Raw genomic sequence first — 21742 nt, 5'->3', positions numbered from 1 at the left:
ACTAGCCCTGCTCGGCTGCCGCGGCGGCGGCCGTGGCCTCGGCGATCTTCGCGCGGCGGCGGTTCATCCAGAGCACGTTGCTCGCCACACCGGCCATCGGGAGCCAGATCAGGCCCAGCCAGAAGCCCTGGGTCAGCGAGACCACGGCGGCCGCCAGCGCGAGGACGACGACGATCAGGGCGAAGAGGGACGTGCGGGGCATGGCGGGAGGCTCCTAGGGCCGGGTGCGGTCGGCCGGGTTGCGGCCGCACCCATTGTCGCCGACCTCACCTCCGGAGCTGGTCCAGGGGTGAGGCCGACACGGCTCCACCGGATCTCAGACGTCCGTCACCCGCAGGCCCGCGTGGGCCTTGTAGCGGCGGTTGACCGAGATCAGGTTGGCCACCAGCGACTCCACCTGGTGCGCGTTGCGCAACCGGCCCGCGAAGATCCCCCGCATGCCGGGGATCCGGCCGGCCAGCGCCTGCACGATGTCGGTGGCGGCCCGCTCCTCGCCGAGCACCATGACGTCGGTGTCGATCTGCTCCACCGACTCGTCCTGGAGCAGCACCGCCGAGAGGTGGTGGAAGGCGGCGGTGACCCGGGAGTCCGGCAGCAGCGCGGCGGCCTGCTGGGCGGCGCTGCCCTCCTCCGGCTTCAGCGCGTACGCGCCCTGCTTGTCGAAGCCGAGCGGGTTGACGCAGTCGACCACGATCTTGCCGGCCAGTTCCTCGCGCAGCGCGGTCAGGGTCGAGGCGTGCCCGTCCCAGGGCACCGCGACGATCACCACGTCGCTCTCCCGGGCGGTGGTGGCGTTGTCGGCGCCACGCACGCCGAGGCCCAGTTCGGCGGCGGAGGCCTCGGCCCGGGCCGCGTCGCGCGAGCCGATGATCACCTGCTGGCCGGCCTTGGCCAGCCGCAGGGCCAGGCCGCGCCCCTGGTCGCCGGTGCCGCCGAGGACACCGATCACCAGCTGTGAGACGTCCGGCAGTTCGTGGGCCGGGTTTGTCGCTGAATCGAGGGAAGTCATGGGCCGATCCTGTCAAACCCCCGGCCGGACGCGACATTCTGGGCCGCATGGACGCGGTGAGAGTTTCGGCACTCCGGCAGCACCTGGCGGGCACCGGCTGGCTGGAGGCGGTCGGCGGCTTCGCCGGGTCGCTGCGGCGCTCGGTGTCGCGGCGCGGGGCCGGCGAGCTGCTGCTGATCGGAACCGAGGCGTACGAGCCCTGGCATCTGGCCGCGCACCTGGCCGACGAGGCCGCCTGGTCGGCCGTCCCCCGGCTGGCGCCCACCCTGCTGCGGCACGCTCCGCCGGTCGGCGCCCCGGCGCACCTCGCGCACGGCCTGAGTCGGCTCACCGGGGCCGGGCGCGGCGCCACCGTCCTGGTGGTGGCGCCGGAGACGGCCGGCGCGCCGCTGCTGGAACGGGTGCAGGACGCCCGCCGGCACGGCGCGACCGTGCTTGCGCTGGACGGCGCCGCCCCCGCCGAGCCGGGCGACCTCGGCGGGCTCGCGCACGAGCGGCTCGCCGTCGGCACCGCCGACGAGGAGCCCTTCGACCTCGCCCAGCACCTGGTCAGCGCCGCCGCCGGGCGGCCCCCGGCCCGCCGCACCGCGCTGGACCGGCTCGCCGAACTCGCCGGCCGGCTGACCGCACCGCCCGCGATCAGCCGCTGGTAGCCCGGGCCCGACCCGGCCGTTGTCAGCGAGGTGTCGGGCTGACGGTCGTGTGTCGGGCTGAAAAACCCTTTGCGAACCCGGCAGCCCGCGTTCGAGGATGCTGGTTCGTGAACGACGACGAACCCCCGCATCCCCCTGGCACCTCCGGACGGTTGCGCACGCTGCTGCGCTCGCTCGCGCCCGACCTCTCGCCCTGGCGCGCCTCCCGCGACTTCCGCTTCCTCTGGCTCTCCGGCTGCGTCACCAGCTTCGGCAGCTACCTGACCTACGTCGCCGTGCCGATGCAGATCAAGGAGCTGACCGGCTCCTCCTTCGCGGTCGGCCTGATCGGCGCCTTCGAGCTCGTCCCGCTGATCGTCTTCGGCCTGTGGGGCGGCGCCCTCGCCGACGCCCTGGACCGCCGGAAGCTGGTGCTGCGGGCCGAGGCCGGGCTGGGTCTGCTCGCCGGCCTGCTGCTGCTCAACGCGCTGCTGCCGTCCCCGCTGCTCTGGCCGATCTACCTGGTCGCCGCGCTGGTCGCGGCCTGCGACGGGTTGCAGCGCCCGGCCCTGGACTCGCTCACCCCGCGGATCGTCCCGCACCAGCACCTGACCGCCGCGTTCGCCCTCAACTCCCTGTACCGCAACGCCGCTTCGGTGGCCGGGCCGGCGCTGGCCGGCGTCGTGGTGGCGTTCTCCGGGGTGGGGACGGCGTACGCGCTGGACGTGCTCACCTTCGCCGCATCGCTGCTGCTGCTCGTCCGGATCCGGGCGGTGCCGCCGGCCACCGGCGCCGAGCGGCCGTCGGTGCGGGCGGTGCTCACCGGCGTCCGGTACGCGTGGAGCCGCAAGGACCTGCTCGGCACCTACACGATCGACCTCTGCGCGATGCTGTTCGCCTTCCCGGTGGCCGTCTTCCCCTTCCTGGCCTCCGAGTTGGGCGCGGACTGGGCGCTCGGCCCGATGTACGCGGCCTCCGCGGCCGGCGCCCTGCTGGTCGGGGCGACCAGCGGCTGGACGTCCCGGATCCACCGGCACGGCCGGCTGCTGGTGGTCGCCGCCGTCGGCTGGGGCGCGGCCATGGCCCTGGCCGGCCTGTCCGGGAGCATCTGGCTGGTGCTGCTCGGCCTGGCGCTGGCCGGCGGCGCCGACGAGATCAGCGGGCTGGCCCGCTCGACCATGTGGAACCAGTCCATCCCGGACGAGGTGCGCGGCCGGATGGCCGGCGTCGAACTGCTCAGCTACTCCGTCGGGCCCCAGCTCGGCCAGGTCCGGGCCGGCACCATGGCCGGGCTGGTCGGCGTCCGCGCCGCCGTCTGGAGCGGCGGCCTGATCTGCGTCGTCGCCGTCCTCGCGGTGGCCGCCGCGCTGCCCAAGCTGCTCGCCTACGACGACCGCACCGACCCGCACACCGCCGCCGTCCGCGCCGGGCACGAGCGCGCGGAGCGCGAGCGGGAGCAGCAGCGGGAGCGGGAGGCCGCCGCGGCGACGGACTGACGGCGGACGGACGGACGGCGGCGACGGCTTGACGGCAGAAGCCGTCCGCCGGACGCCGCCCCGGCCGCTACTCGCCGCCGCCGTCCTTCGGCGTGTCGTTCCAGCGCTCGTCCCCCTGCCGCCACTCCCGGTTGCGCTCGTCGGCGAGTTGCAGGGCGTGCGAGGCCTCCTCCGGGCTGTCGTACGGGCCGAGGCGGTCCTTGGCGGGGCACTCCGGCCCCTCCTCGACCTTGCCGTGCTTGATGCAGTAGAACCACTCGCCGGGCTTGCCGGTCGGCTTGCGGTGGAATCCCAGGGGCATGGTGCCCTCCCGTCGAAGCGATGGGGTCGTACCGATCATTCCCCGGCCGGGGCCGCCGCGCACACCGCCCGGGCGCGCCGGGGGCGGCCGATAGACTCGCGGCCATGGCTCTCGTACCCGGCATCCAGTCCCCCACCCGCAAGGTCCCGGCGCACATCGCGCGCCCCGAGTACGTCGGGCGGCCCGCCCCGACGCCGTACACCGGGCCCGAGGTGCAGACCGCCGAGACGATCGAGAAGATGCGGATCGCGAGCCGGATCGCCGCCCAGGCGATGGCGGAGGCCGCCAAGCTGATCGCCCCCGGCGTCACCACCGACGCGCTGGACGCCGTCGCCCACACCTACATGTGCGACCACGACGCGTACCCGTCCGACCTCGGCTACCGCGGCTTCCCCAAGTCGGTCTGCACCTCGATCAACGAGGTGATCTGCCACGGCATCCCGGACTCGACCGTGCTCCAGGACGGCGACATCGTCAACATCGACGCCACCGCGTACATCCACGGAGTGCACGGCGACCTCAACGCCACCTACCTGGTCGGCGACGTCGACGAGGAGTCCCGGCTGCTGGTCGAGCGGACCCGCGAATCCCTCAACCGGGCGATCAAGGCCGTCAAGCCCGGCCGTCAGATCAACGTGATCGGGCGGGTCATCGAGTCCTACGCCAAGCGCTTCGACTACGGCGTGGTGCGGGACTTCACCGGGCACGGCATCAACACGTCGTTCCACTCCGGCCTGATCATCCCGCACTACGACAGCGAGCGGGCCACCGAGGTGATCAAGCCGGGGATGACCTTCACCATCGAGCCGATGCTCACCCTGGGCACCTACGACTACGAGATCTGGCCGGACGGCTGGACGGTCGTCACCAAGGACCGCAAGCGCACCGCCCAGTTCGAGCACACCCTGGTGGTCACGGCGGACGGCGCGGAGGTCCTCACCCTGCCGTGACCCCCGGCCGGGCGCCGGTTCAGCCGATGAGCCACTGCTCCTCGGCGACGGCGCCCACCTCGGTGCAGGCGTCGGTGAGCACGTCCAGGACGCGCAGCGGGTCCGGCAGCGGCTGCTCGGGCCCGCGCAGCCACCGCACCTGCGAGCCGTCCGGCAGCGCGGCCGGCGGCAGCAGGGTGTACGAGCCGCGGCAGTGCCAGCGCAGGCCGGGGTGCTCGGACATGGTGTCCGGGGTGGAGTCGAGGACGCTCGGCCACCACTCGTCCTCGTCCTGCGGGGTGCCCCGGGTGGCGGTGAAGAACAGGTAGCGGTCCTCGCCGACGGCGGCGACCGGGCCCTCGACGCCCCGCTCGGTCAGCCGCTCCAGAGCCAGCCGGCCGGCCTCGACCGGGACGTCCAGGACGTCGTGGGCGCGGCCGGTGGCGGTGATGAAGTTGGTCTGCGGATCGCGGGCGAGCCAGCGGGCGAGCTGCTCGGGGTCGGTCGTGGCCTGGGTCTGCCAGGCGAAGGAGACCGGGTGCTGGGCGGGCGCCGGACAGGCCACCCGGTCGCAGGAGCAGCGGTAGCTGGCCGGATGCGCGGCCGGCGCGAGCGGGAATCCGGCGCGCACCGCGCCGAGCAGCTGATCGAGCCGGGCGGCGGGGCCGTCCACCTCACCCGACCTGGCCCGCTGACGCTCACGCTTCTGCCACCAGGTCGTCCACCTGCCGCCGGCTTCCATCGGGCCCCTTCCGCGCACTGCCGTACCTGGTGCGGCACAGCGTTCGACGTACCACTCCGACGCAACGCACAGCGCCCCCCGCTGCTTCCCGGGACGGTGCTCGGCCCTGCTGTCCACGCCCTGCCGACCGGGAACCGGGGTCACCGGAGGGCCGACGCCCGGGTCACGGTACGCAGTCGCGGCAGCACGCTGTCCGCGCCAGGTCGGCCGGAGGGCGCGCGGATCCGCGCCCCGCCCGGCCCGTACGGGGCCCGCTGACCCGGGTGAACCCCGGGGGCGTAACAGGAAGGATAAGGGTGCGCGGGGCCTCCGGATGACCGGGGGCGGTGCCTCTCCGGTCACACTCCCCGCACCCGGCCGGAGGGCTCGGGCGGGTGCGCCGGTCACCCGTGCGGAGGTGAGACCCTGGTGGGGTGAAGAGCGCGGACACCGAATTCGTCGGCGGCCCCCTGGACGGCCGCATCCTCCCCATCCCGCTGGGGCCGATGTTCGGCGTGCCGAAGACCTACAAGGTGCCGGTCCCCGCGCACGGCGACTCCCCCGCGCGCACACTGGTGTACGTCCGGTCCAAGCAGGTGCGGGGCATCAGCTGGCACTGGCGCTACGAGTTCGACGAGGCGGCCACCGCCCGCGCGTCCGGCTGACGGCCGCGCCGCCCGCACCGGCCGCCGCCCCCAGCCTCCCCGGGAGGACGGCATGGCGAGAACGGCACGGCACCCCCGCAGCCGCCCCCAGGCGGTCGCGCACCACAACCGGCAGGTCGCCGGCGTCACCGGGGCGCTGCTGGTGGCGGTGTGCGTCTACACCGTGGTGATCGGCCCGAACGGCTGGCTCTGGTTCGGCTGGGCGGTGCTGCTGCTCGCCTGCATGGCCCTGTTCACGGTCCACCCCTGAACAGCCGCACCGCCTGTGCCCAGCCCCCCACGGCGGTCAGTCCTCGTCGGCGAGGATCAGGTACAGCTTCTTGCGCGCCTCGGTGAGCACCACCAGGCCCTTGGCCCGCTGCGCCTCGGTGCCCGTCGCCATCACCTGGCGGATCGCCTGGTCGACCGCGGCCAGCGCCTGGCCGACCTCCTGGACGGCCTCCCAGTCGACCTCCCGGCCGGCCTCCGCCCACGGCTCGGCGGGCCCCGCCTCGGCCTCGGCCCGGCCCGCCTCGGTGAGCGATACCAGCCGCTTGCCGCCGACCTCCTCCGCGGTGATCAGGCCCTCCTCCTCCAGCAGTTGGAGGTTGGGGTAGATCGAGCCCGGGCTCGGCCGCCAGGCCCCACCCGTCCGCTCGGAGATCTCGGCGATCATCTCGTAGCCGTGCATCGGCCGCTCCTTGAGCAGCGCCAGCAGCGAGGCCCTGACGTCCCCGCGCCGCGCCCGGCCGCCGCGGCGCCCGTGCGGGCCGCCCCGGCGCCCGCCGTGCCCGCCGAAGCCGTGCCCGAACGGGCCGCCCATCGGCCGCCCGGGCCCACCGCCGCCGAACGGCGGCGGGCCGAAGCCGCCGAAGGCCTCCCGGACCTCGAACTCCCGCCCTTCGAAGTCCGGCCCCGGCCCGCGGCGCCAGCCACCGCGCGAACCCTCGCCGCTGAACCGCATTCCCGGATTTCCTCGGTTTCCTGAGCGCATGGCGCTCACCTCCTCGTTCACCGAGCCAGTCGAGTTACTGTCTCGATAGCTCGACGATATATCGGCGACTGTCGCTCGTCAACGGATTCCGACACGAACGGCGCATCGGCACCCCACCCCGCCACCCAGGCCCCGTCCGCCCGCTACGGTGACGGGCATGGCCGGTGAACGAGACCTCGCGAAGCTGCTGCACGGGATGCGCCCGCTGCTCAACCCGGGGCGGTACGTCTACTGCACGCTGCCCGCCAAGGTGCCCGCGGGCATGCGGCCGGTGGTGACCGTCGCCGAACCCGAAGGGGTCACGGTCGTCGTCACCCAGGAGGAGGCCGACGCGCTCGGGCTGCGCTACGAGTACGTGGCGGCCTGGATCACCCTGCAGATCCACTCCGCCCTGGAGGCCGTCGGCCTCACCGCGGCCGTCGCCGGGCGCCTCGCCGAGGAGGGGATCAGCTGCAACGTGGTGGCCGGCTTCCACCACGACCACCTGTTCGTCACCGCCGACGACGCCGACCGCGCCGTCCGGGCCCTGGAGGAACTGGCCGCCCGGCCCGCCTGACGACGCCGTCGAGTGGCCGCCCCCGCAGGGCCCTCCGACACTGGGAACGGCTGCCCGGCCACCCCGGCCGGCCCCCACCGGAAGGAGACGGCCGCCATGGCCACCTGCGTCACCTGCGGCAACGACTACTGGCTCGCCTTCGAGATCAAGACCATCACCGGCGACACCTACACCTTCGACAGCTTCGAGTGCGCGATGGAGAAGCTCGCGCCGCGCTGCGAGCAGTGCCAGGTCCGCATCGTCGGCCACGGCGTCGAAGTGGCCGGCCGCTTCTTCTGCTGCGCCAACTGCGCCCGCGTCAACGGCGGTCTCGGCGACCAGATCCGCGACGCCGTCGGCGCCCGCCCCGCGTAACGGCGGGCGAGCGGAACAGTCGGCCGGTACCCCCGGTTCCGTCTCCCCAGGTGCTCGCACGACTGGGGCGGCCTCACGAAAAAGGCCCCCTGACCTGCGGTTTCGCAGATCATGGGGCCTCAGTCGAGCTGGGGCGGCGGAAGAGTCGGCCTGTACGCCGGGTTCTGTCTCCCGGGGTGCTCGCGCGGCCCGGGGAGGCGGCCATCCATCTAGGACTGCCGTTGCCGACAGCCTCGTGCGGTCTACCCGCGGACTCGGGCGAGCAGCCCTCGGTCATCCGCGCACGGCGCCCGAGGGCACCGATCTTGACCTTGCTCCAGGTGGGGTTTACCGAGCCGGCCGAGTCACCCCGGTCGCTGGTGGTCTCTTACACCACCGTTTCACCCTTACCCGCCGCCGAAGCGGTGGGCGGTCTGTTTTCTGTGGCACTGTCCCGCGGGTCACCCCGGGTGGGCGTTACCCACCACCCTGCTCTGTGGAGCCCGGACGTTCCTCGGCGGGTCAGGGACCCGTCGCGACCGCCCGGCCGGCTCTTCCGCCGTAGTGGTCATCGTAGCCGCTCGGGTGGGGCCTCCCGCACACCGGAGCGGACCGCGGGCGGCTCGCCGCCGAGGCGGGCGGCCACCCGGACGGCGGTCGCGGTCGCCCACGGGGTGGTGGTGGCCAGGCCGAGGAGGAGGATCGCGCCGCCCAGGCCCACCAGGATCCACCAGCCGGCGTGGCTGGCCGGGGCGAAGCCCGTCGCCACCGGGCCGACCACGGCCGAGGTGACGACCGTGCCGATCACCGCCACCCCCAGCGACTGGCCGATCTGGCGGCTCGTCGAGGCGACCGCCGCGGCCACCCCCGCCTGGGCGCGCGGCATGCCGGAGACGGCCGCGTTGGTGATCGGCGCGTTGACCATGCCGAAGCCGAAGCCGAACAGCGCGTACGCCGCCAGCAGCAGCGCCGCCGGGGAGTCGGCGGCCAGCCTGGTCAGCAGCAGCCCGCTCGCGACCAGGCCCAGCCCGGCCGCGACCAGCGGCCCGCGCGGGCCCCGGCTGCCGACGATCCGGCCGGACAGCGGCGCGCAGACCAGCATCATCGCGGCCATCGGCAGCGTCCACAGGCCCGCCTCGAACGGGTCGTAGTGCCGGACGTTCTGCAGGTAGAGCGTGTTGAGGAAGAGGAAGCCGCCCAGGGCCGAGAAGGCGCAGACCGCGGTGACGGTGGCGCCGGTGAACGGCGCGCTGGCGAAGAACCGCGGGTCCACCAGCGGTTCGGCCACCCTCCGCTCCCACAGCGGGAAGGCGACCAGCGCGGCCACGGCGACGGCCACCAGGCCGAGGATCAGCGGGGACGTCCAGCCGCTGCCCGGGCCCTCGATGATGGCCGCGGTGCCGCACCCCAGCAGGACGATCATCAGCAGCTGCCCGACCGGGTCCAGCCGGCGCGGCCGGGGCGAGCGCGACTCCGGGACGTAACGGGCGGTCAGGAGCATCGCGACCACGGCGACCGGAACGTTGATCAGGAAGATCGACGGCCAGCCCGCGCCCTCCACCAGGAAGCCGCCCAGCAGCGGGCCGAGCGCCATCGAGATGCCGACCACGCCGCCCCAGACGCCGATCGCCCGGGCCCGCTCCTTCGGGTCGGTGAAGGTGTTGGTGATGATCGACATCGCCACCGGGTTCAGCATCGAACCGCCGACCGCCTGCAACGCCCGGAACGCCACCAGCCACTCCAGGCTCGGCGCCAGACTGCACAGCAGCGAGCCGAGCGCGAAGCACAACAGCCCGGTCTGGAACACCCGGCGGCGGCCGAAGCGGTCGGCCACCGAGCCGAACAGCATCAGCAGCGAGGCCAAGACCAGGGTGTAGGCGTCGATGATCCACTGCAGCCCGGACGCCGGGGCGTCCAGGTCCCGCTGGATCGCCGGCAGGGCGATGTTCACCACGGTGTTGTCCAGGCCGACGATGAACAGGCTCAGGCAGCAGATCGCCAGGACGAGCAGTCGGCGGCGGCGCCCCGGGGCGCCGGAGGGCTGGGCTTCGGGCACGGGACCGATCCTCCCACCTGGACGGTGCCCGGGGGCCATGTGACGGACCGTCCGGGTGGCGGCGCCGGGGGGAGCGCCGGGGGCGCGTGGAAGCCCGGGGGTCAGACGGCGGCGAAGCGGACGGTGCGGGTGACCGGGTCGGCCTGCGTCAGCCGGACCCGGATCAGCCCGCCGAGCGGCAGCACCACCCCGGGATCGGCGCCGTCGCAGCGGGCCCGGACGGCGGGCCGGCGCAGCTGCACGGTGCCGGCCGCGGGCCGCCGCTCGTCCACGTCGATCACCACGGCGGTGAAGTCCTCGCCCTCCCGGCCGGCCAGCAGCTCCGCCTCCACCAGGTCCACGCAGGCCCGCTCGACCTCGGCCGCGCGGCGGTCCCCGCTCGCCATCAGGCCCGGCACAGCGGGCAGCGCCTCGCGCGCCCAGTCCGGCACCTCCTCCCCCGCCGCCACCGCCGCGCACACCTCCTGCGCGAAGCGGTCCCCGAGCCGGCGCAGCGGCGCGGTGCAGTGCGCGTACGGCGCGGCGAGCGCGGCGTGGCCCGGGTCGGCCGGGGCGGGCAGGCCCCGGGACTCGTCGAAGGCGTGGTAGCCGGCGCCGCGCAGCAGGCCGGTGCACGCGTTGAGGAAGGCGGCGTCCATCGGCGCGTCCGGGTCCAGGGAGCGGATCAGCTCCGGGTACGGGAGCGTCCGCGGCCAGTCCACGTCCAGCGCGGAGGCGATCCGGCGCAGCCGCTCGTACGCGGCGGCGGGCGCGGCGGGCAGGGTGCGCAGCAGGCCGACGCCCGCGTCGAGCATCAGGTCGGCTGCGGCCAGGCCGGTGAGCAGCGAGATCTGCGCGTTCCAGCCGTCGGCGGGGCCGGGCGCGCGGTAGCCGAGGACGTAGCCGTGCAGGGTCTCCTCGACCTCCTGCTCGGGCACCGGGAGGCTGGTCCCGCCCCGCGCGCGCTCCTGCTCCTCGCGCAGCCGGCCGACGGTGGCGAGCAGGGCGAGCTGCTCGTCGGCGCCGCCGAGGTCCACCGCGCGCTGGACGGCCTCGTAGTCGAGGCGGCGGTGCGAGCGGACCAGGGCGCGGCGCAGGTCGGCGAGCACCACGGCGCCGTCGGCGTCCAGGTCCAGCTGCCAGAGCAGGGCGGGCCGGGGCTCGCCGGGCAGCAGGCTGGCGGCGTCCTCGGAGATCCGGGTGGGGTGCAGCGGGACGCGGTGGTCCGGGAAATACAGGGTCTCGACCCGGCGGCGGGCCTCGGCGTCGATGGCGCCGCCCGGGCGGACGAAGGCGGCGACGTCCGCGATGGCGTAGTACACCCGGTAGCCGCCGCCGGGGCGGTGGAGCAGGTGCATGGCCTGGTCGAGGTCGCGCGAGCCGGGCGGGTCGACGGTGAACAGCGGCAGGTCGGTGGCGTCGTGCTCGGGCAGCCGGGGGCGCTCGGCCGCTTCCTCCGCCTCGGCCAGCACCGGCTCCGGCCACTCGGTGTGGATCTCCAGGCGGGCGCGGAGTTCGGTCAGTTCGGTGTTGATCCGGGCGGAGTCGGCGGCCTTGACGCGCAGTTTTCGGCGAGGCATGCAGGCAGCGTAGGGCGAATCGGGTGATTCCGGACGGATCACCCCGCCGGACGCGCCGGGCCGCCGGTGGCACTGGACTGCCGGTGCTGTTGGGCTCAGCGCCCCAGCAGCGACTTCAGGTCCTTGCCCGCGAGCACGACGGCGTCGTCGTAGCCGCCGGTGGCCAGCCGGAGCATGAAGGCCACCGCGTCGTCCGGGTGCGGGTCGGTGTACGGCTCGCCGTTGTAGTCCAGGAACAGCAGCATCGCCTCGAAGGCGGTGCGCTTGTTCCGGTCGATCAGCGGGTGGTTGCGGGACAGGCTCTGGCCGAGGGCGGCGGCCTTGGTCCACCGGGCCCGGGCGGGGTGGGGCACGGGTGTGAGCGCTCGTAGGGTGGGGTCGAGTGGTCGTTCACGAAGGGGGTTCGGGCGATGGGTGTGGTGAAGGCGACCGGGGCGGCGGTGTCCGGGGTGTTGGCGGCGACGGGGGCGCTGCACGCGGTGTGGGCGGTGACGCCGTGGCCGCTGCGGACGCCGGAGGAGTTCGCGGACACCGTGGTCGGCGCGGGCGACGGAGCGCCGTCCCCGGCGGCCTGCGTCGCGGTGGCGGGGCTGCTCGGGACGGCCGCGTACCTGGTGGGGGCGGAGGCCGGGGTGCTGCCGGCGGTGGGGCCGCGGCGGCTGCGGCGGGCCGGGGTGCGGGCGGTGGCCGGGGTGATGCTGGCGCGCGGCGCCGGCGGCCTGGTGCTGTTCGGGAGGGTCGTCGAGCGGTCGGAGCGGTTCAAGCGGCTGGACACCCGGTACTACTCGCCGCTCTGCCTGGCGCTCGCGGCCGGGGCGGCCGTGGTCGCGGGGGCCGGTGGCGCCGAGTAGCCGCGGCCGGACGGGCCGCCCGGGGCGGACCGGTTTTGCGTAGGGTGGCGGGGTTCATCCGCCACAGAGTGTTGAGGAGTCCGCTGTGCTGGTGCTGTTGCCGCCTTCGGAGGGCAAGGCCGCGTCCGGGGACGGGGTGCCGGTGGCGCTCGACCGGCTGTCGCTGCCCGGGCTGACGGCCGCGCGCGGCGAGGTGCTGGACGCACTGGTCGGTCTCTGCCGGGGTGACGAGGACACCGCCGCGGAGGTGCTGGGGCTCAGCCCCGGGCTGCGCGGCGAGATCGCCCGCAATGCCGGGCTGCCGGCGGCGGGTGCCCGTCCGGCGGGCGAGGTGTACACCGGGGTGCTGTTCGACAACCTGGGTCTGGCCACGCTGGACGCGGCCGCGTACGGCCGGGCCGAGCGGTCGCTGCTGGTCTTCTCCGGTCTGTGGGGAGCCGTGCGGATCTCCGACCGGATTCCGCCCTACCGCTGCTCGATGGGCGTGAAACTGCCCGGCCCGGGGGCGCTCGGCGCGTACTGGCGGGGCGCGATGGCGTCCGTGCTGCCGGAGGTGGCGGACGGGCTGGTGCTGGACCTGCGCAGTTCGGCGTACGCGGCGGCGTGGAAGCCGGCCGGCGAGGTGGCCTCCCGGACGGCGACCGTCCGGGTGCTCCAGGAGCGCAACGGCAAGCGCACGGTCGTCAGCCACTTCAACAAGGCGACCAAGGGGCGCCTGGTGCGGGACCTGCTGGTCGCGGGGATCGAGCCGAAGACGCCGGGCGAGCTGCTGGACGCGCTGCGGGGCCTGGGGCACCGGGTGGAGCTCGCCGCCGAAGGCACGGCGCGCAAGCCGTGGCAGCTGGACGTGGTGGTCACCGAGGTGCACTGAGCCCGGCTCCGGGGGGGCGCCCCCCCGGAGCCGGGCGTTCAGCCCCGGGCGTTCAGCGCAGGTGCGAGGTGTCGTTGAGCAGCCGCAGCGAGGCGTTGCCGTCCGCGTAGTACTGGACGGCGCAGAACGAGGCGGCGGACAGCTCCATCCGGTACAGCGCGTCCGGCGGGGCGCCGAGCGCCAGCCGGACCAGCGTCTTGATCGGGCTGACGTGGGAGACCACCAGCACCGTCCTGCCGGGGTGCCGGGCGATGATCTTGTCCCGGGCGACGCCGGCCCGGTGGGTGAGCGTGGTGAAGCTCTCCGTGCTGCCGGTGGGCTTGGCCTTCGCCGAGCCGAGCCAGGCCGCCAGGTCCTCCGGGTGGCGCTCCTGCACCTCGGCGAAGGTCAGGCCCTCCCAGTCGCCGAAGTCGACCTCGCGCAGCCCGTCCTCGTACCGGACCTCCAGGCCGAGCCGGGCGGCGACGATCTCGGCGGTCTCCCGGGTGCGGCGCATCGGCGAGGCCACCACGGCCTGGATGCTGCCGCGGGCGGCCAGTTCCTCGGCGGCCCGCGCGGCCTGCCAGCGGCCCTTGTCGGACAGTTCCGGGTCGCTGCCGCCGCTGCCGGAGAAGCGCTTCTGCGGGGTCAGCGCGGTCTCGCCGTGGCGGAGCAGGACGAAGGTGGTCGGGGTGCCGAGGTCGGCGGGGGCGGCCCAGCCGGCCTTGGGGGCGGCGGTCTCCAGCGGTGGCTCGTCCACCACCGCGGCGGCCCGCGGCCGGGGCTCCCACTGGCGGCCGGCCTTGCCCGCGTCCATCGCCTCGTTGGCGAGCCGGTCGGCGTCCTTGTTCCGCTCGCGCGGGATCCAGGTGTACGTCACCCGGGCGCGCGGGAGGATCGTGCGGGCCTCGGCGGCGAGCGGCTGCATGTCGGGGTGCTTGATCTTCCAGCGCCCGGACATCTGCTCGACGACCAGCTTGGAGTCCATCCGGACGTCCACCGAGGCGTCCGGGTCGAGCTCCCGGGCCGCCTTGAGGCCGGCGATCAGGCCCTTGTACTCGGCCACGTTGTTGGTGGCGTGGCCGATGAACTCGGCGGCCTCGGCGATGATCTGCCCGGTGTCGCCGTCCCGGACCACCGCGCCGTAGCCGGCCGGCCCCGGGTTGCCCCGGGACCCGCCGTCCGCCTCGACGATGAAGCGAGCCGCCACCGGGTCAGGCGCCCGAATCGGCGGTGCGGACCAGGATCCGCGAGCAGTTCTCGCAGCGGACCACCTTGTCGGCCGGCTCGGCCTTGATGGCGTTGAACTCGGTGATGGAGAACTCGGTGCGGCAGCCCTCGCAGCGGCGCTGGTAGAGGCGGGCCGCGCCGACGCCGCCCTGCGTCTGGCGCAGCTTGGTGTAGACCTTCAGCAGGTCGGCGGGGACGACGGCGGCGACGGTCTCGCGGTCCCGCTTGACCTTGTCGGCCTCGGTGTCGATCTCGGCGAAGGCGGCGTCCCGGCGGGTCTCGGCCTCGGTGAGGACGACGGTGGAGTGCTGGAGGCGCGCGGTCAGCTCGGTGACCCGGGTCTGGGCGCTCTCCAGCCGCTCCATGACCTCCAGCACGATCTCCTCCAGGTCGCCCTGGCGCTTGGCCAGCGAACCGATCTCGTGCTGGAGGTTCTCCAGGTCCTTCGGCGAGGTGATCGCGCCGGAGTCCAGGCGCTGCTGGTTGCGGGCGGCCCGGGCGCGGACCTGCTCCACGTCCTGCTCGGCCTTGGTCAGCTCGCGCGTGGTGTCGCCCTGCTGGGCCTCGGCGGCGACCACCAGGTCCTTGAGCGCGGTGTGGTCGGCGGAGGCCTTCTCGATCTCGGCGTGCTCGGGCAGGCTCCGGCGCCGGTGGGCCAGCTGGTCGAGCTTCGAGTCGAAGGCCTGGAGGTCGAGCAGGCGGATCTGGTCGGCGGGCGCGGCGTTCAAGGGGAAGGCTCCTGTGAATCGGGTCAGGCGGTGAAGGACATGGGGGCGTGCGCGGTCCACGGGTCGGTGACCCGGTGGGAGACCTTGGTCTCCACGGCCCAGCCGCGCTGGTCGGCGGCGGCGTGCAGGGCCCGCTCGGCCAGGGCGAGCCAGGGCCACTCGGTGGCCCAGTGCGCGGCGTCGACCAGGGCGACCGGCGCCGCCTCGGCGGCCTCGGACGCGGGGTGGTGGCGCAGGTCGGCGGTGAGGTAGGCGTCCACCCCGGCCGCCCGCACCTCGGCGAAGAAGCTGTCGCCCGAGCCGCCGCACACCGCGACCCGGCTCACCAGCCGGTCCGGGTCGCCGGAGACCCGGACGCCCGTGGCGGTGGCCGGCAGGCCCTCGGCCACCTGCGCGGCGAAGGCCGACAGGGGCAGCGGGGGCTCCAGCAGGCCGATCCGGCCGGTGCCGCGACGGCCCAGCGGGTCGGTCGGGTCCGGCACCAGCGGGCCGGTCACCCGCAGGCCCACGGCCTCGGCGAGCGCGTCCGAGACGCCGGGGTCGGCGTGATCGGCGTTGGTGTGCGCGACGTGCAGGGCGATGCCGTTGCTGATCAGCGTGTGCACCACCCGGCCCTTGAAGGTGGTCGCGGCGACGCTGGTGGTGCCGCGCAGATAGAGGGGGTGGTGGGTGACCACCAGGTCGGCGCCCCACTCGACGGCCTCGTCGACGACCGCCTGCACGGGGTCGACGGCGAACAGCACGCGGCCGACCTCGGCCTGGGGGTCTCCGCAGACCAGGCCGACGGCGTCCCAGGCCTCCGCCCACTGCGGCGGGTAGACCTCTTCGAGCGCGGTGATGACGTCGGACAGTTTCGGCACCTGTCGAGACTACCGTGCGCGCGGGGGCGGTCGGGCCTCGGCCGTTCGGCGACCTGGACGGCGGCGGGGCGGCAGTGCGGCGGGGATGGCGGCGGGTGTGCGGCGGCGGCGAGGTGGCGGCGCGGCTCGGACACGGGTGCCGATGGCGTACGGACGCGCGTCAACCTGCGGCGGGGGCGCCCGGGAGGGGCCAGCGCCGGTCGCACGCGCCCGTGCGCCCGGCGCCCACTGCTCACACGGGAGCCCTCGCACGAATTCGAAACCGCCTCCTGATCACCCTTACGAGTGAAGTGACCGGCTCTACGTTGAGCCACTCCCGCCTCGAAAGTAACTTCAGTCCTGCGAACGGGAGTTGCCCCGACAGTTGCCCCGACCGGGGGTCGGGAAGGCGCTCCGCCGGACACGGGCCCTGGCGAGACCGGGCCCGGGGCGGGCGCGGCCGGGGCTCCTGCCCCAGGCGCGGCACCGCCGTACCAGGGCGGTGCGCCGCACCGGGGCGGCACTCCCGCTCCTTCCGAGGAAGCCGATCAGGCCGGGCCGCACGCCCGGGTGCCGGAGCAGTGGGCACCCGCGGGCGGCGGACGAGACGAAGGGATGTGGTGGCGAATGGCGGCGGGCACATCGCTGCGTACGGCCGGGGGCGGGGAATCGGCGGGCCACGGGCCGGATGCGGCCGGACCGTGGCCGGAGACGACGCGGGCGGCGCTGGCGGACGCCGGCGGCCGGGGAGGCGGCGGCGACTGGGAGGTCACCGCCGGGGGCTTCTGGTGCACGGCCAGGCCGCCCGCGTCGGCTCCACTCCCGGAGCAGGGCTGGAAGCTCCACGTCAGCGCGGCCTCGGCGGTCGGCGAAGCGGTGCTCGCGGCCGTCGTACGGGCCCTCGCCGACGACCCGTGCCCGTTCAAGTTCGCCGCCGGGGAGCAGCGGCTGCGCGAACTCAACTCCCGTAACAGCGATCGGGGTTCGGCGGGCAAGTTCATCACCGTCTACCCGGCCGACGACGCCCAGTTCCGGCGCCTGGCCGCCGGACTCGACCGGGCCACCGCCGGACTGCCCGGGCCCGTCGTGCTCTCCGACCGCCCCTACCGGCCCGGCAGCCTGGTCCACTACCGGTACGGCGCCTTCGCGGCCCGCGCCGAGCTCGGCCACGACGGGGAGTACCGCTCCGTCCTGCACGGGCCGGACGGCGAACGGGCCGAGGACGTGCGCGGCGCCTCCTACCGGGCGCCGTCCTGGGCCCGGGACCCGCTGGCGACCGGTGCGGCCCGGCCGGGGGCGAAGCGCGGCGCGGGCGTGCTGCTCGCCGAGCGGTACGCGATCACCGCCGCCGTACGGCACAGCACCAAGGGCGGGGTCTTCCTCGGCCGGGAGGCCGCGAGCGGCGCCGAGGTCGTGGTCAAGCAGGCCCGCGCGCACATCGAGATCGACCGGGCCGGCACCGACGCCCGCGACGCCCTGCGGCACGAGGCCGCCCTGCTGACCCGGCTGGACGGGCAGGGCCTGGCACCCCACCCGATCGAACTGATCGAACGGGACGACTCCGTCTTCCTCGTGCAGGAACGAATCGCCGGACAGCCGCTCGGCGCGTGGGTCGCCGCCCGGCTGCGGCGCGACGGCAGCCCCGACGTCGACTGGGCCGAAGCCGGACCGGTCGCGCACGCCCTCCTCGACCTCGTCGAGCAGGTGCACGCCCAAGGGCTCGTCCTGCGCGACCTCTCCCCCGGCAACGTGATGGTCCGCCCCGACGGCCGCCTCCGGCTCGTCGACCTCGAACTCGCCGCCGAAACCGGCCGCCCCGCCGGCTCCGCCGGCACCCCCGGCTACCGCGCCCCCGAACAGGGGCCCGGCCGGCTCGGCCTCGTCCACGACGGCACCTGCGTCGCCGACCCGGCCGTCGACCTGTACGCCCTCGGCGGCCTGCTCTTCCTCCTCGCCACCGGCCACGACCCGCTGCTCCCGGACGACCTCCCCCGGGCCCGCCCGGTCACCGAGCGCCTCGGCCGCTGGCTCGCCCTCGCCGCCCGCACCGGTACCACCGCCCGCCGCCTCGCCCCCGCCGTCCTCGGCCTCCGGGCCGAACAGCCGGGGCAGCGCTGGAGCCTCGCCCAGGTCAGGGTGGAACTCGCGGGCGGAGCCACCGCGGGCGCCCGGCGCAGCGGCGACACGCACCCGGACCCGGCCGACGGCGGCGGAACCCCTGGTGCCGTGCACGGCCACGAGACCACCGCCGCCGTCACTCCCCTGTGGCAGGCACCGAACCGGCGGAACACGCACACCGGGCGCCCCGACGGCCCGCATGCCGCCGGCCCGACCGGCGCCGCCGCCACCGCACCCCCGCAGCGAGCCGCCGACAGCAGTGCCGCGCCCGCCAGGGCCGGTGCCATCCGGGCCGCCACCGCTCCGCCGTGGCGCGCCGCGGCCCACCGGGCCACGCCCGCCGAGCACTCCGGCGACGCCCACGACGACCGTTCCGCGACCGATGCGACCGCCACGACCGGCGGCCCCCGGGCTACCGTCCGACCCGACGGCGCCGCCCCGGACGCCGCCTGCCGCGCGTCGGCCGGCCTCCTCGACCGGGTGCTGTGCGACGGCCTGCGGCAGCTGGCCGTCACGGCCACGCCGCTGCGGCGGGACCGGTTGTGGCCGGTCGTGCCCGCCGGGGAGCGGACGGATCCGTGCAATGTGCAGCACGGCGCCGCCGGGGTGCTGGCGGTGCTGGCGCGGGCGGTGGCGGCGGAGGGCCTGCCGGGCGGGGTGCGCGCGGAGGCCGCGCGGACGGCCCGGACGGCCGCCGGGTGGATCGAACGGCGCCTGGCCGCCGAGCCGGTGGTGCTGCCCGGGCTGCACTTCGGGCGGTCGGGGACGGCCTGGGCGCTGTTGGACGCCGCCCGGGCGCTGGGCGACGAGGGGCTGGCCGTTCGGGCCGCCGCGCTCGCCCGGCGGATCCCCGTCGAGTGGCCCAACCCCGACGTCTGCCACGGCGCGGCCGGCTCAGGGTTCACCCAACTCCGCTTTGCTGCCGAAGGCTTCACCGCCGAAGCCGCCGGTGACCCGGCCTTCCTCGACCGCGCCGCCCACTGCGGCCACGCCCTGCTCGCCGCCGCCCGGCGCGAGCCGTACGGGCGGGTGTGGCCGGTGCCGGCGGACTTCGACTCGGCGCTCGCCGGGATCACCCATCTCGGCTTCGCGCACGGCGTGGCCGGTGTGGGCGCCTTCCTGCTGGCCGCCGCCGAGGCGACCGGCGACCGCGACCTGCTGGCCGGCGCCGTCGAGGCCGGGCACACGCTCGCCGCGACCGTCCGCTGGGACGCGCCGCGCGAGAGCGCCTGGTGGCCGCAGAGCGCGGGCGATCCGGACCGCGTCCGGCTGGCGCACTGGTGCAGCGGCTCGTCCGGCGTGGGCACCTTCCTGCTGCGCCTCTGGCGGGCCACCGGCGACGCCACCGCGCACGGGCTGGCGCTGGCCGCCGGGCGGGCCGTACTGGCCGGGCGCTGGCACGGCGGGGTGAGCGCCTGCCACGGCCTGGCCGGCGACGGCGAGTACCTGCTCGACCTTGCCGAGGTCGCCGACGAGCCGGAATTCCGTTCCGGCGCCGAGGAGTTGGCGCAACTGATCGCTGCCCGGTCGGCGCTGCGGGGCGGCCTGCTGGTGCTGCCGGACGAGACCGGGACGGGCTGCGCGGCCGGCTACGGCACCGGCGCGGCGGGCGCGCTGGCCTTCCTGCTGCGGCTTCGGCACGGCGGCCCCCGACTCTGGGTGGATCCGGCTCCGCCCGCCGTACGCCGGCTCCAGGGCACAGGCAGCGGGGTGAGCGGGGCATGAACGTGGCCACCCGGACCGTCGCGCAGGCGCTGCGCCGACTGAGCTTCACCTTCTCCGCCGACGGCGGTCACGCCGCCTGCCTCGCCTCGGCCGCCGACGGCGGCTGGTACGTGGAGAGTTGGCGGCTGCCCTCGGACGGCGGGCCGGCCACCCCGCTGGCGTTGCCGCTGTCCGGCAACCGGTCGGAGAGCCTGCGTTCGCAACTGGTCGCGCTGCCGGACGGCTCGGTGCTGGTCTGCCGGCACGACGGCGAGCGGCACGACCTGGTCCGCCTCTCGTACGGCGAGAACGGCGCCGTGGAGCAGCAGATGGCCACGATCCGGATGCCCGGGCTGCGGCTGCTGCCGGTCCCGACGCCCCACGGCGCCGGTCCTCGGACGCCGGTGGCGCTCGCCCTCGGGACGGACACCCGCCCGGCGACCACCGTCTGGCTGGTGCGGACGGACGGCAGCGAGCCCGAACGGGTCGCCGAGATCCCGGGGTTGCACGGCGGCGGCGCCTGGCTGGACAGCGCCGGGGCGCTGCTGGCGCTGGACCGGGTGAACGCGGGGCTCGTCCGCACCGTGGTGCTGGACCTGCGCAGCGGCACGACCACCCCGCTGCTGGAGATCGGCGAGCGCAGCAACGACCGGCTGGTGCTGTTCGACCCGGACAGCCGGTTCGCGATGGTGCGCAGCGACGCGCCGGGCACCGACCGGCTCGGCTGGGGTGTGCTGGGCGGCGGCGAACCGCTGCGGTTCCCGGAGTGCCTGCACGTCGCGGGCATGTTCCTGCGGCCGGTCGCGCTGCGGCGGACGGCGGACGGCCCGCAGGTGGCGGTGCAGGTCGACCACGGCGCCGGCTCCGCGCTCGCCCTGTGGCGGGCCGCCGCCGGCCGGCTGGACCAGCTGCCGGTGCCGCCCGGCCGACTCGGCGCGGTCGGCCACTGGGGCGGGGCGGCGCTGCGGCTTCCGTACTCCTCGCCCGACCACCCGGCGGCGCTGGCCGCCCTGGACGTGGACGCGCTGCTGGCGCACGGCCCGGCGAAGGCCGGGTCCGGCCCGATGCCGATGCCGCTGCCGCTGCAACTGGCGCCGCTGGGCTCCGGCCTGCCCGGCCCGTGGCGGGACACCGTGCTGCCCTGGCAGCCCGGCGGTCCGCGCACCCCCCGCACCCAGCCGCCGGGTTGGCGGGTGGACGGCAGCACCGCCCCCGGGGACGGCGGCCGCTGGCAGCCCGCACAGAGCCTCGAACTCGCCGGTCCAGCCGGGCCGTTGGAGGCCGTGGTGTACGGCGGGGACACCTGGCTGAGCAGCCCGCACCTGGTGCTGGCGCTCCACGGTGGCCCGGCGGACGCCTGGCGGCTGGAGTTCGACCCGGCCCTTCAGCGGATGGCCGCCGAGGGCCTGGCCGTGATCGCACCGAACCAGCGCGGCTCCACCGGCTACGGGGTGGCGCACGCGATGGCCATCCGGGGCGCCTGGGGCGGGCCCGACCTGGACGACGTGCTGTACCTGCTGGACGGCATCGCCGGCCAGCGCGCGGCACTCGGGCTGGAGCCGCCGGCCCTGTTCGGGGTCAGCTACGGCGCGTTCCTGGCGCTGCTGGCGGCCGCGCACGCGCCGTCCGAGCAGGTGTCCCGCTGCGCGGTGGTCGCACCGTTCCTGTCCGGTGCCCGGCTGCTGGCCGAAGCGGCACCCCCCGTACGGGCGTTGACCACCCGGCTGGCCGGCGACGAACCGATCACCGACGCCCGCGGCCCGCGCGACGTCCTCCAGCTGGCGCACCGGCTGAGCGCCCCGCTGCTGGTGGTGCACGGCAACCGGGACGAGGTCGTGCCGGTGAGCCAGTCCCGTTCGCTGCGGCACGAGTTGCTGCGGATCGGCCGGGTCGAGGGCGCGGACTTCCGGTACGTCGAGGCGGCCGGATCGGGCCACGAGGTGCTCGCCGAGGAGGGCGCGGCCGTGCTGCACGAGCTGCTGGCCGCGTTCCTGCGGACCGGCCGACCGGGCTGACCGGAGCCCCGGCACCTCGGTACGTCGACTCCTCGACACCTCATCAGGACGTCGACACCTCACCACACAGACTCCCGGGCCCGACGCGGCCCGGGGCACCACCCCGGCGCGGCGGACCGAGCCGCCCGGGGGCGACACCCGATGCCCGCAGGCAGATCGCGGCGGGCGTAGTTCCAG

The 21742-nt window shown here is 75.5% G+C and carries 22 protein-coding genes and 1 other RNA gene; 11 read left to right on the top strand and 12 right to left on the bottom strand.

Features of this window, described 5'->3' with window-relative positions:
• Position 1: 1 nt before the first annotated feature.
• Both ACIOGZ_RS38200 and npdG read right to left on the bottom strand, forming a co-directional pair.
• Positions 2-202 (bottom strand): hypothetical protein, encoded by a 201-nt coding sequence (locus ACIOGZ_RS38200; protein ID WP_363372195.1) that lies wholly within the window; start codon positions 200-202, stop codon positions 2-4.
• Positions 203-316: 114 nt separating this feature from the next.
• Entirely contained in the window at positions 317-1009 is a 693-nt protein-coding gene (npdG, locus tag ACIOGZ_RS38195) for an NADPH-dependent F420 reductase (protein WP_363622329.1), read from the bottom strand.
• A gap of 47 nt (positions 1010-1056) precedes the next feature.
• On the opposite strand from npdG, the gene ACIOGZ_RS38190 reads away from it, so the two are divergent.
• Positions 1057-1662 (top strand): hypothetical protein, encoded by a 606-nt coding sequence (locus ACIOGZ_RS38190; protein WP_400989302.1) that lies wholly within the window; start codon positions 1057-1059, stop codon positions 1660-1662.
• 107 nt (positions 1663-1769) lie between these two features.
• On the top strand, positions 1770-3137 hold the full coding sequence (locus ACIOGZ_RS38185; protein ID WP_363580855.1) for an MFS transporter: 1368 nt from the start codon (positions 1770-1772) through the stop codon (positions 3135-3137).
• Between the two features lie 67 nt (positions 3138-3204).
• On the opposite strand, the gene ACIOGZ_RS38180 is transcribed toward ACIOGZ_RS38185, so the two are convergent.
• Entirely contained in the window at positions 3205-3438 is a 234-nt protein-coding gene (locus tag ACIOGZ_RS38180; RefSeq protein ID WP_363580853.1) for a hypothetical protein, read from the bottom strand.
• Between the two features lie 104 nt (positions 3439-3542).
• Here ACIOGZ_RS38180 and map point away from each other — a divergent pair, with 104 nt between their 5' ends.
• Positions 3543-4388 carry a type I methionyl aminopeptidase gene (gene map, locus ACIOGZ_RS38175; RefSeq protein ID WP_063347361.1) on the top strand — a complete coding sequence of 282 codons (846 nt, stop codon included), beginning with the start codon at positions 3543-3545 and terminating at the stop codon, positions 4386-4388.
• A gap of 19 nt (positions 4389-4407) precedes the next feature.
• Here map and ACIOGZ_RS38170 read toward each other — a convergent pair whose 3' ends face one another.
• Complete coding sequence (locus tag ACIOGZ_RS38170; RefSeq protein WP_400989300.1) at positions 4408-5109, bottom strand: bifunctional DNA primase/polymerase; 702 nt, start codon at positions 5107-5109, stop codon at positions 4408-4410.
• A gap of 413 nt (positions 5110-5522) precedes the next feature.
• Here ACIOGZ_RS38170 and ACIOGZ_RS38165 point away from each other — a divergent pair, with 413 nt between their 5' ends.
• Together ACIOGZ_RS38165 and ACIOGZ_RS38160 are read left to right on the top strand one after the other, a co-directional pair.
• Positions 5523-5753: a hypothetical protein gene (locus tag ACIOGZ_RS38165; protein ID WP_063347363.1), complete on the top strand. Its 231-nt coding sequence runs from the start codon at positions 5523-5525 to the stop codon at positions 5751-5753.
• A 52-nt stretch (positions 5754-5805) separates the two neighbouring features.
• Entirely contained in the window at positions 5806-6003 is a 198-nt protein-coding gene (locus ACIOGZ_RS38160) for a hypothetical protein (protein ID WP_363628554.1), read from the top strand.
• A gap of 36 nt (positions 6004-6039) precedes the next feature.
• Here the strand turns inward: ACIOGZ_RS38160 and ACIOGZ_RS38155 are convergent, their stop codons facing one another.
• Positions 6040-6696, bottom strand: a complete 657-nt coding sequence (locus tag ACIOGZ_RS38155; RefSeq protein WP_400805561.1) for a PadR family transcriptional regulator — start codon at positions 6694-6696, stop codon at positions 6040-6042.
• Between the two features lie 187 nt (positions 6697-6883).
• On the opposite strand from ACIOGZ_RS38155, the gene ACIOGZ_RS38150 reads away from it, so the two are divergent.
• Together ACIOGZ_RS38150 and ACIOGZ_RS38145 are read left to right on the top strand one after the other, a co-directional pair.
• A complete protein-coding gene (locus ACIOGZ_RS38150) occupies positions 6884-7282 on the top strand; it encodes an ACT domain-containing protein (RefSeq protein WP_363580847.1) in 399 nt (132 codons plus the stop codon).
• Positions 7283-7378: 96 nt separating this feature from the next.
• Entirely contained in the window at positions 7379-7636 is a 258-nt protein-coding gene (locus ACIOGZ_RS38145; protein WP_063347367.1) for a hypothetical protein, read from the top strand.
• Between the two features lie 137 nt (positions 7637-7773).
• Here ACIOGZ_RS38145 and rnpB read toward each other — a convergent pair.
• The 4 genes from rnpB to ACIOGZ_RS38125 form a co-directional block, all read right to left on the bottom strand.
• An RNA gene (gene rnpB, locus ACIOGZ_RS38140) (RNase P RNA component class A) lies at positions 7774-8170 on the bottom strand.
• A gap of 13 nt (positions 8171-8183) precedes the next feature.
• Entirely contained in the window at positions 8184-9710 is a 1527-nt protein-coding gene (locus ACIOGZ_RS38135; protein ID WP_400805558.1) for an MFS transporter, read from the bottom strand.
• Positions 9711-9772: 62 nt separating this feature from the next.
• Positions 9773-11230 carry an RNB domain-containing ribonuclease gene (locus ACIOGZ_RS38130; protein ID WP_363628560.1) on the bottom strand — a complete coding sequence of 486 codons (1458 nt, stop codon included), beginning with the start codon at positions 11228-11230 and terminating at the stop codon, positions 9773-9775.
• 95 nt (positions 11231-11325) lie between these two features.
• Entirely contained in the window at positions 11326-11583 is a 258-nt protein-coding gene (locus ACIOGZ_RS38125) for a Fic family protein (protein WP_363628561.1), read from the bottom strand.
• Between the two features lie 57 nt (positions 11584-11640).
• Between ACIOGZ_RS38125 and ACIOGZ_RS38120 the strand changes: the two genes are divergently transcribed.
• Both ACIOGZ_RS38120 and yaaA read left to right on the top strand, forming a co-directional pair.
• Positions 11641-12081, top strand: a complete 441-nt coding sequence (locus ACIOGZ_RS38120; protein ID WP_363580839.1) for a DUF3995 domain-containing protein — start codon at positions 11641-11643, stop codon at positions 12079-12081.
• Positions 12082-12166: 85 nt separating this feature from the next.
• A complete protein-coding gene (gene yaaA / locus ACIOGZ_RS38115; RefSeq protein WP_363628563.1) occupies positions 12167-12952 on the top strand; it encodes a peroxide stress protein YaaA in 786 nt (261 codons plus the stop codon).
• A 52-nt stretch (positions 12953-13004) separates the two neighbouring features.
• On the opposite strand, the gene ACIOGZ_RS38110 is transcribed toward yaaA, so the two are convergent.
• From ACIOGZ_RS38110 to ACIOGZ_RS38100, 3 genes are read right to left on the bottom strand one after another with little or no spacing between them, the layout of a single operon-like run.
• On the bottom strand, positions 13005-14141 hold the full coding sequence (locus ACIOGZ_RS38110) for a bifunctional RNase H/acid phosphatase (RefSeq protein ID WP_063347373.1): 1137 nt from the start codon (positions 14139-14141) through the stop codon (positions 13005-13007).
• A gap of 4 nt (positions 14142-14145) precedes the next feature.
• Positions 14146-14889 carry a C4-type zinc ribbon domain-containing protein gene (locus tag ACIOGZ_RS38105; RefSeq protein WP_363580833.1) on the bottom strand — a complete coding sequence of 248 codons (744 nt, stop codon included), beginning with the start codon at positions 14887-14889 and terminating at the stop codon, positions 14146-14148.
• 23 nt (positions 14890-14912) lie between these two features.
• Positions 14913-15749: a Nif3-like dinuclear metal center hexameric protein gene (locus tag ACIOGZ_RS38100; RefSeq protein ID WP_350885034.1), complete on the bottom strand. Its 837-nt coding sequence runs from the start codon at positions 15747-15749 to the stop codon at positions 14913-14915.
• Positions 15750-16355: 606 nt separating this feature from the next.
• Between ACIOGZ_RS38100 and ACIOGZ_RS38095 the strand changes: the two genes are divergently transcribed.
• On the top strand, positions 16356-19571 hold the full coding sequence (locus ACIOGZ_RS38095; RefSeq protein WP_400989296.1) for a lanthionine synthetase LanC family protein: 3216 nt from the start codon (positions 16356-16358) through the stop codon (positions 19569-19571).
• Positions 19568-21565 (top strand): alpha/beta fold hydrolase, encoded by a 1998-nt coding sequence (locus ACIOGZ_RS38090; RefSeq protein ID WP_363628566.1) that lies wholly within the window; start codon positions 19568-19570, stop codon positions 21563-21565. Before ACIOGZ_RS38095 ends, ACIOGZ_RS38090 begins: the two co-directional genes overlap by 4 nt.
• Positions 21566-21742 lie beyond the last annotated feature (177 nt).

This window comes from Kitasatospora sp. NPDC088160, assembly GCF_044741445.1.
Taxonomy (GTDB): Bacteria; Actinomycetota; Actinomycetes; order Streptomycetales; family Streptomycetaceae; genus Kitasatospora.
Note: the sequence above shows the minus strand (reverse complement) of the source record. Positions and strands in the feature narration are given on the sequence as shown.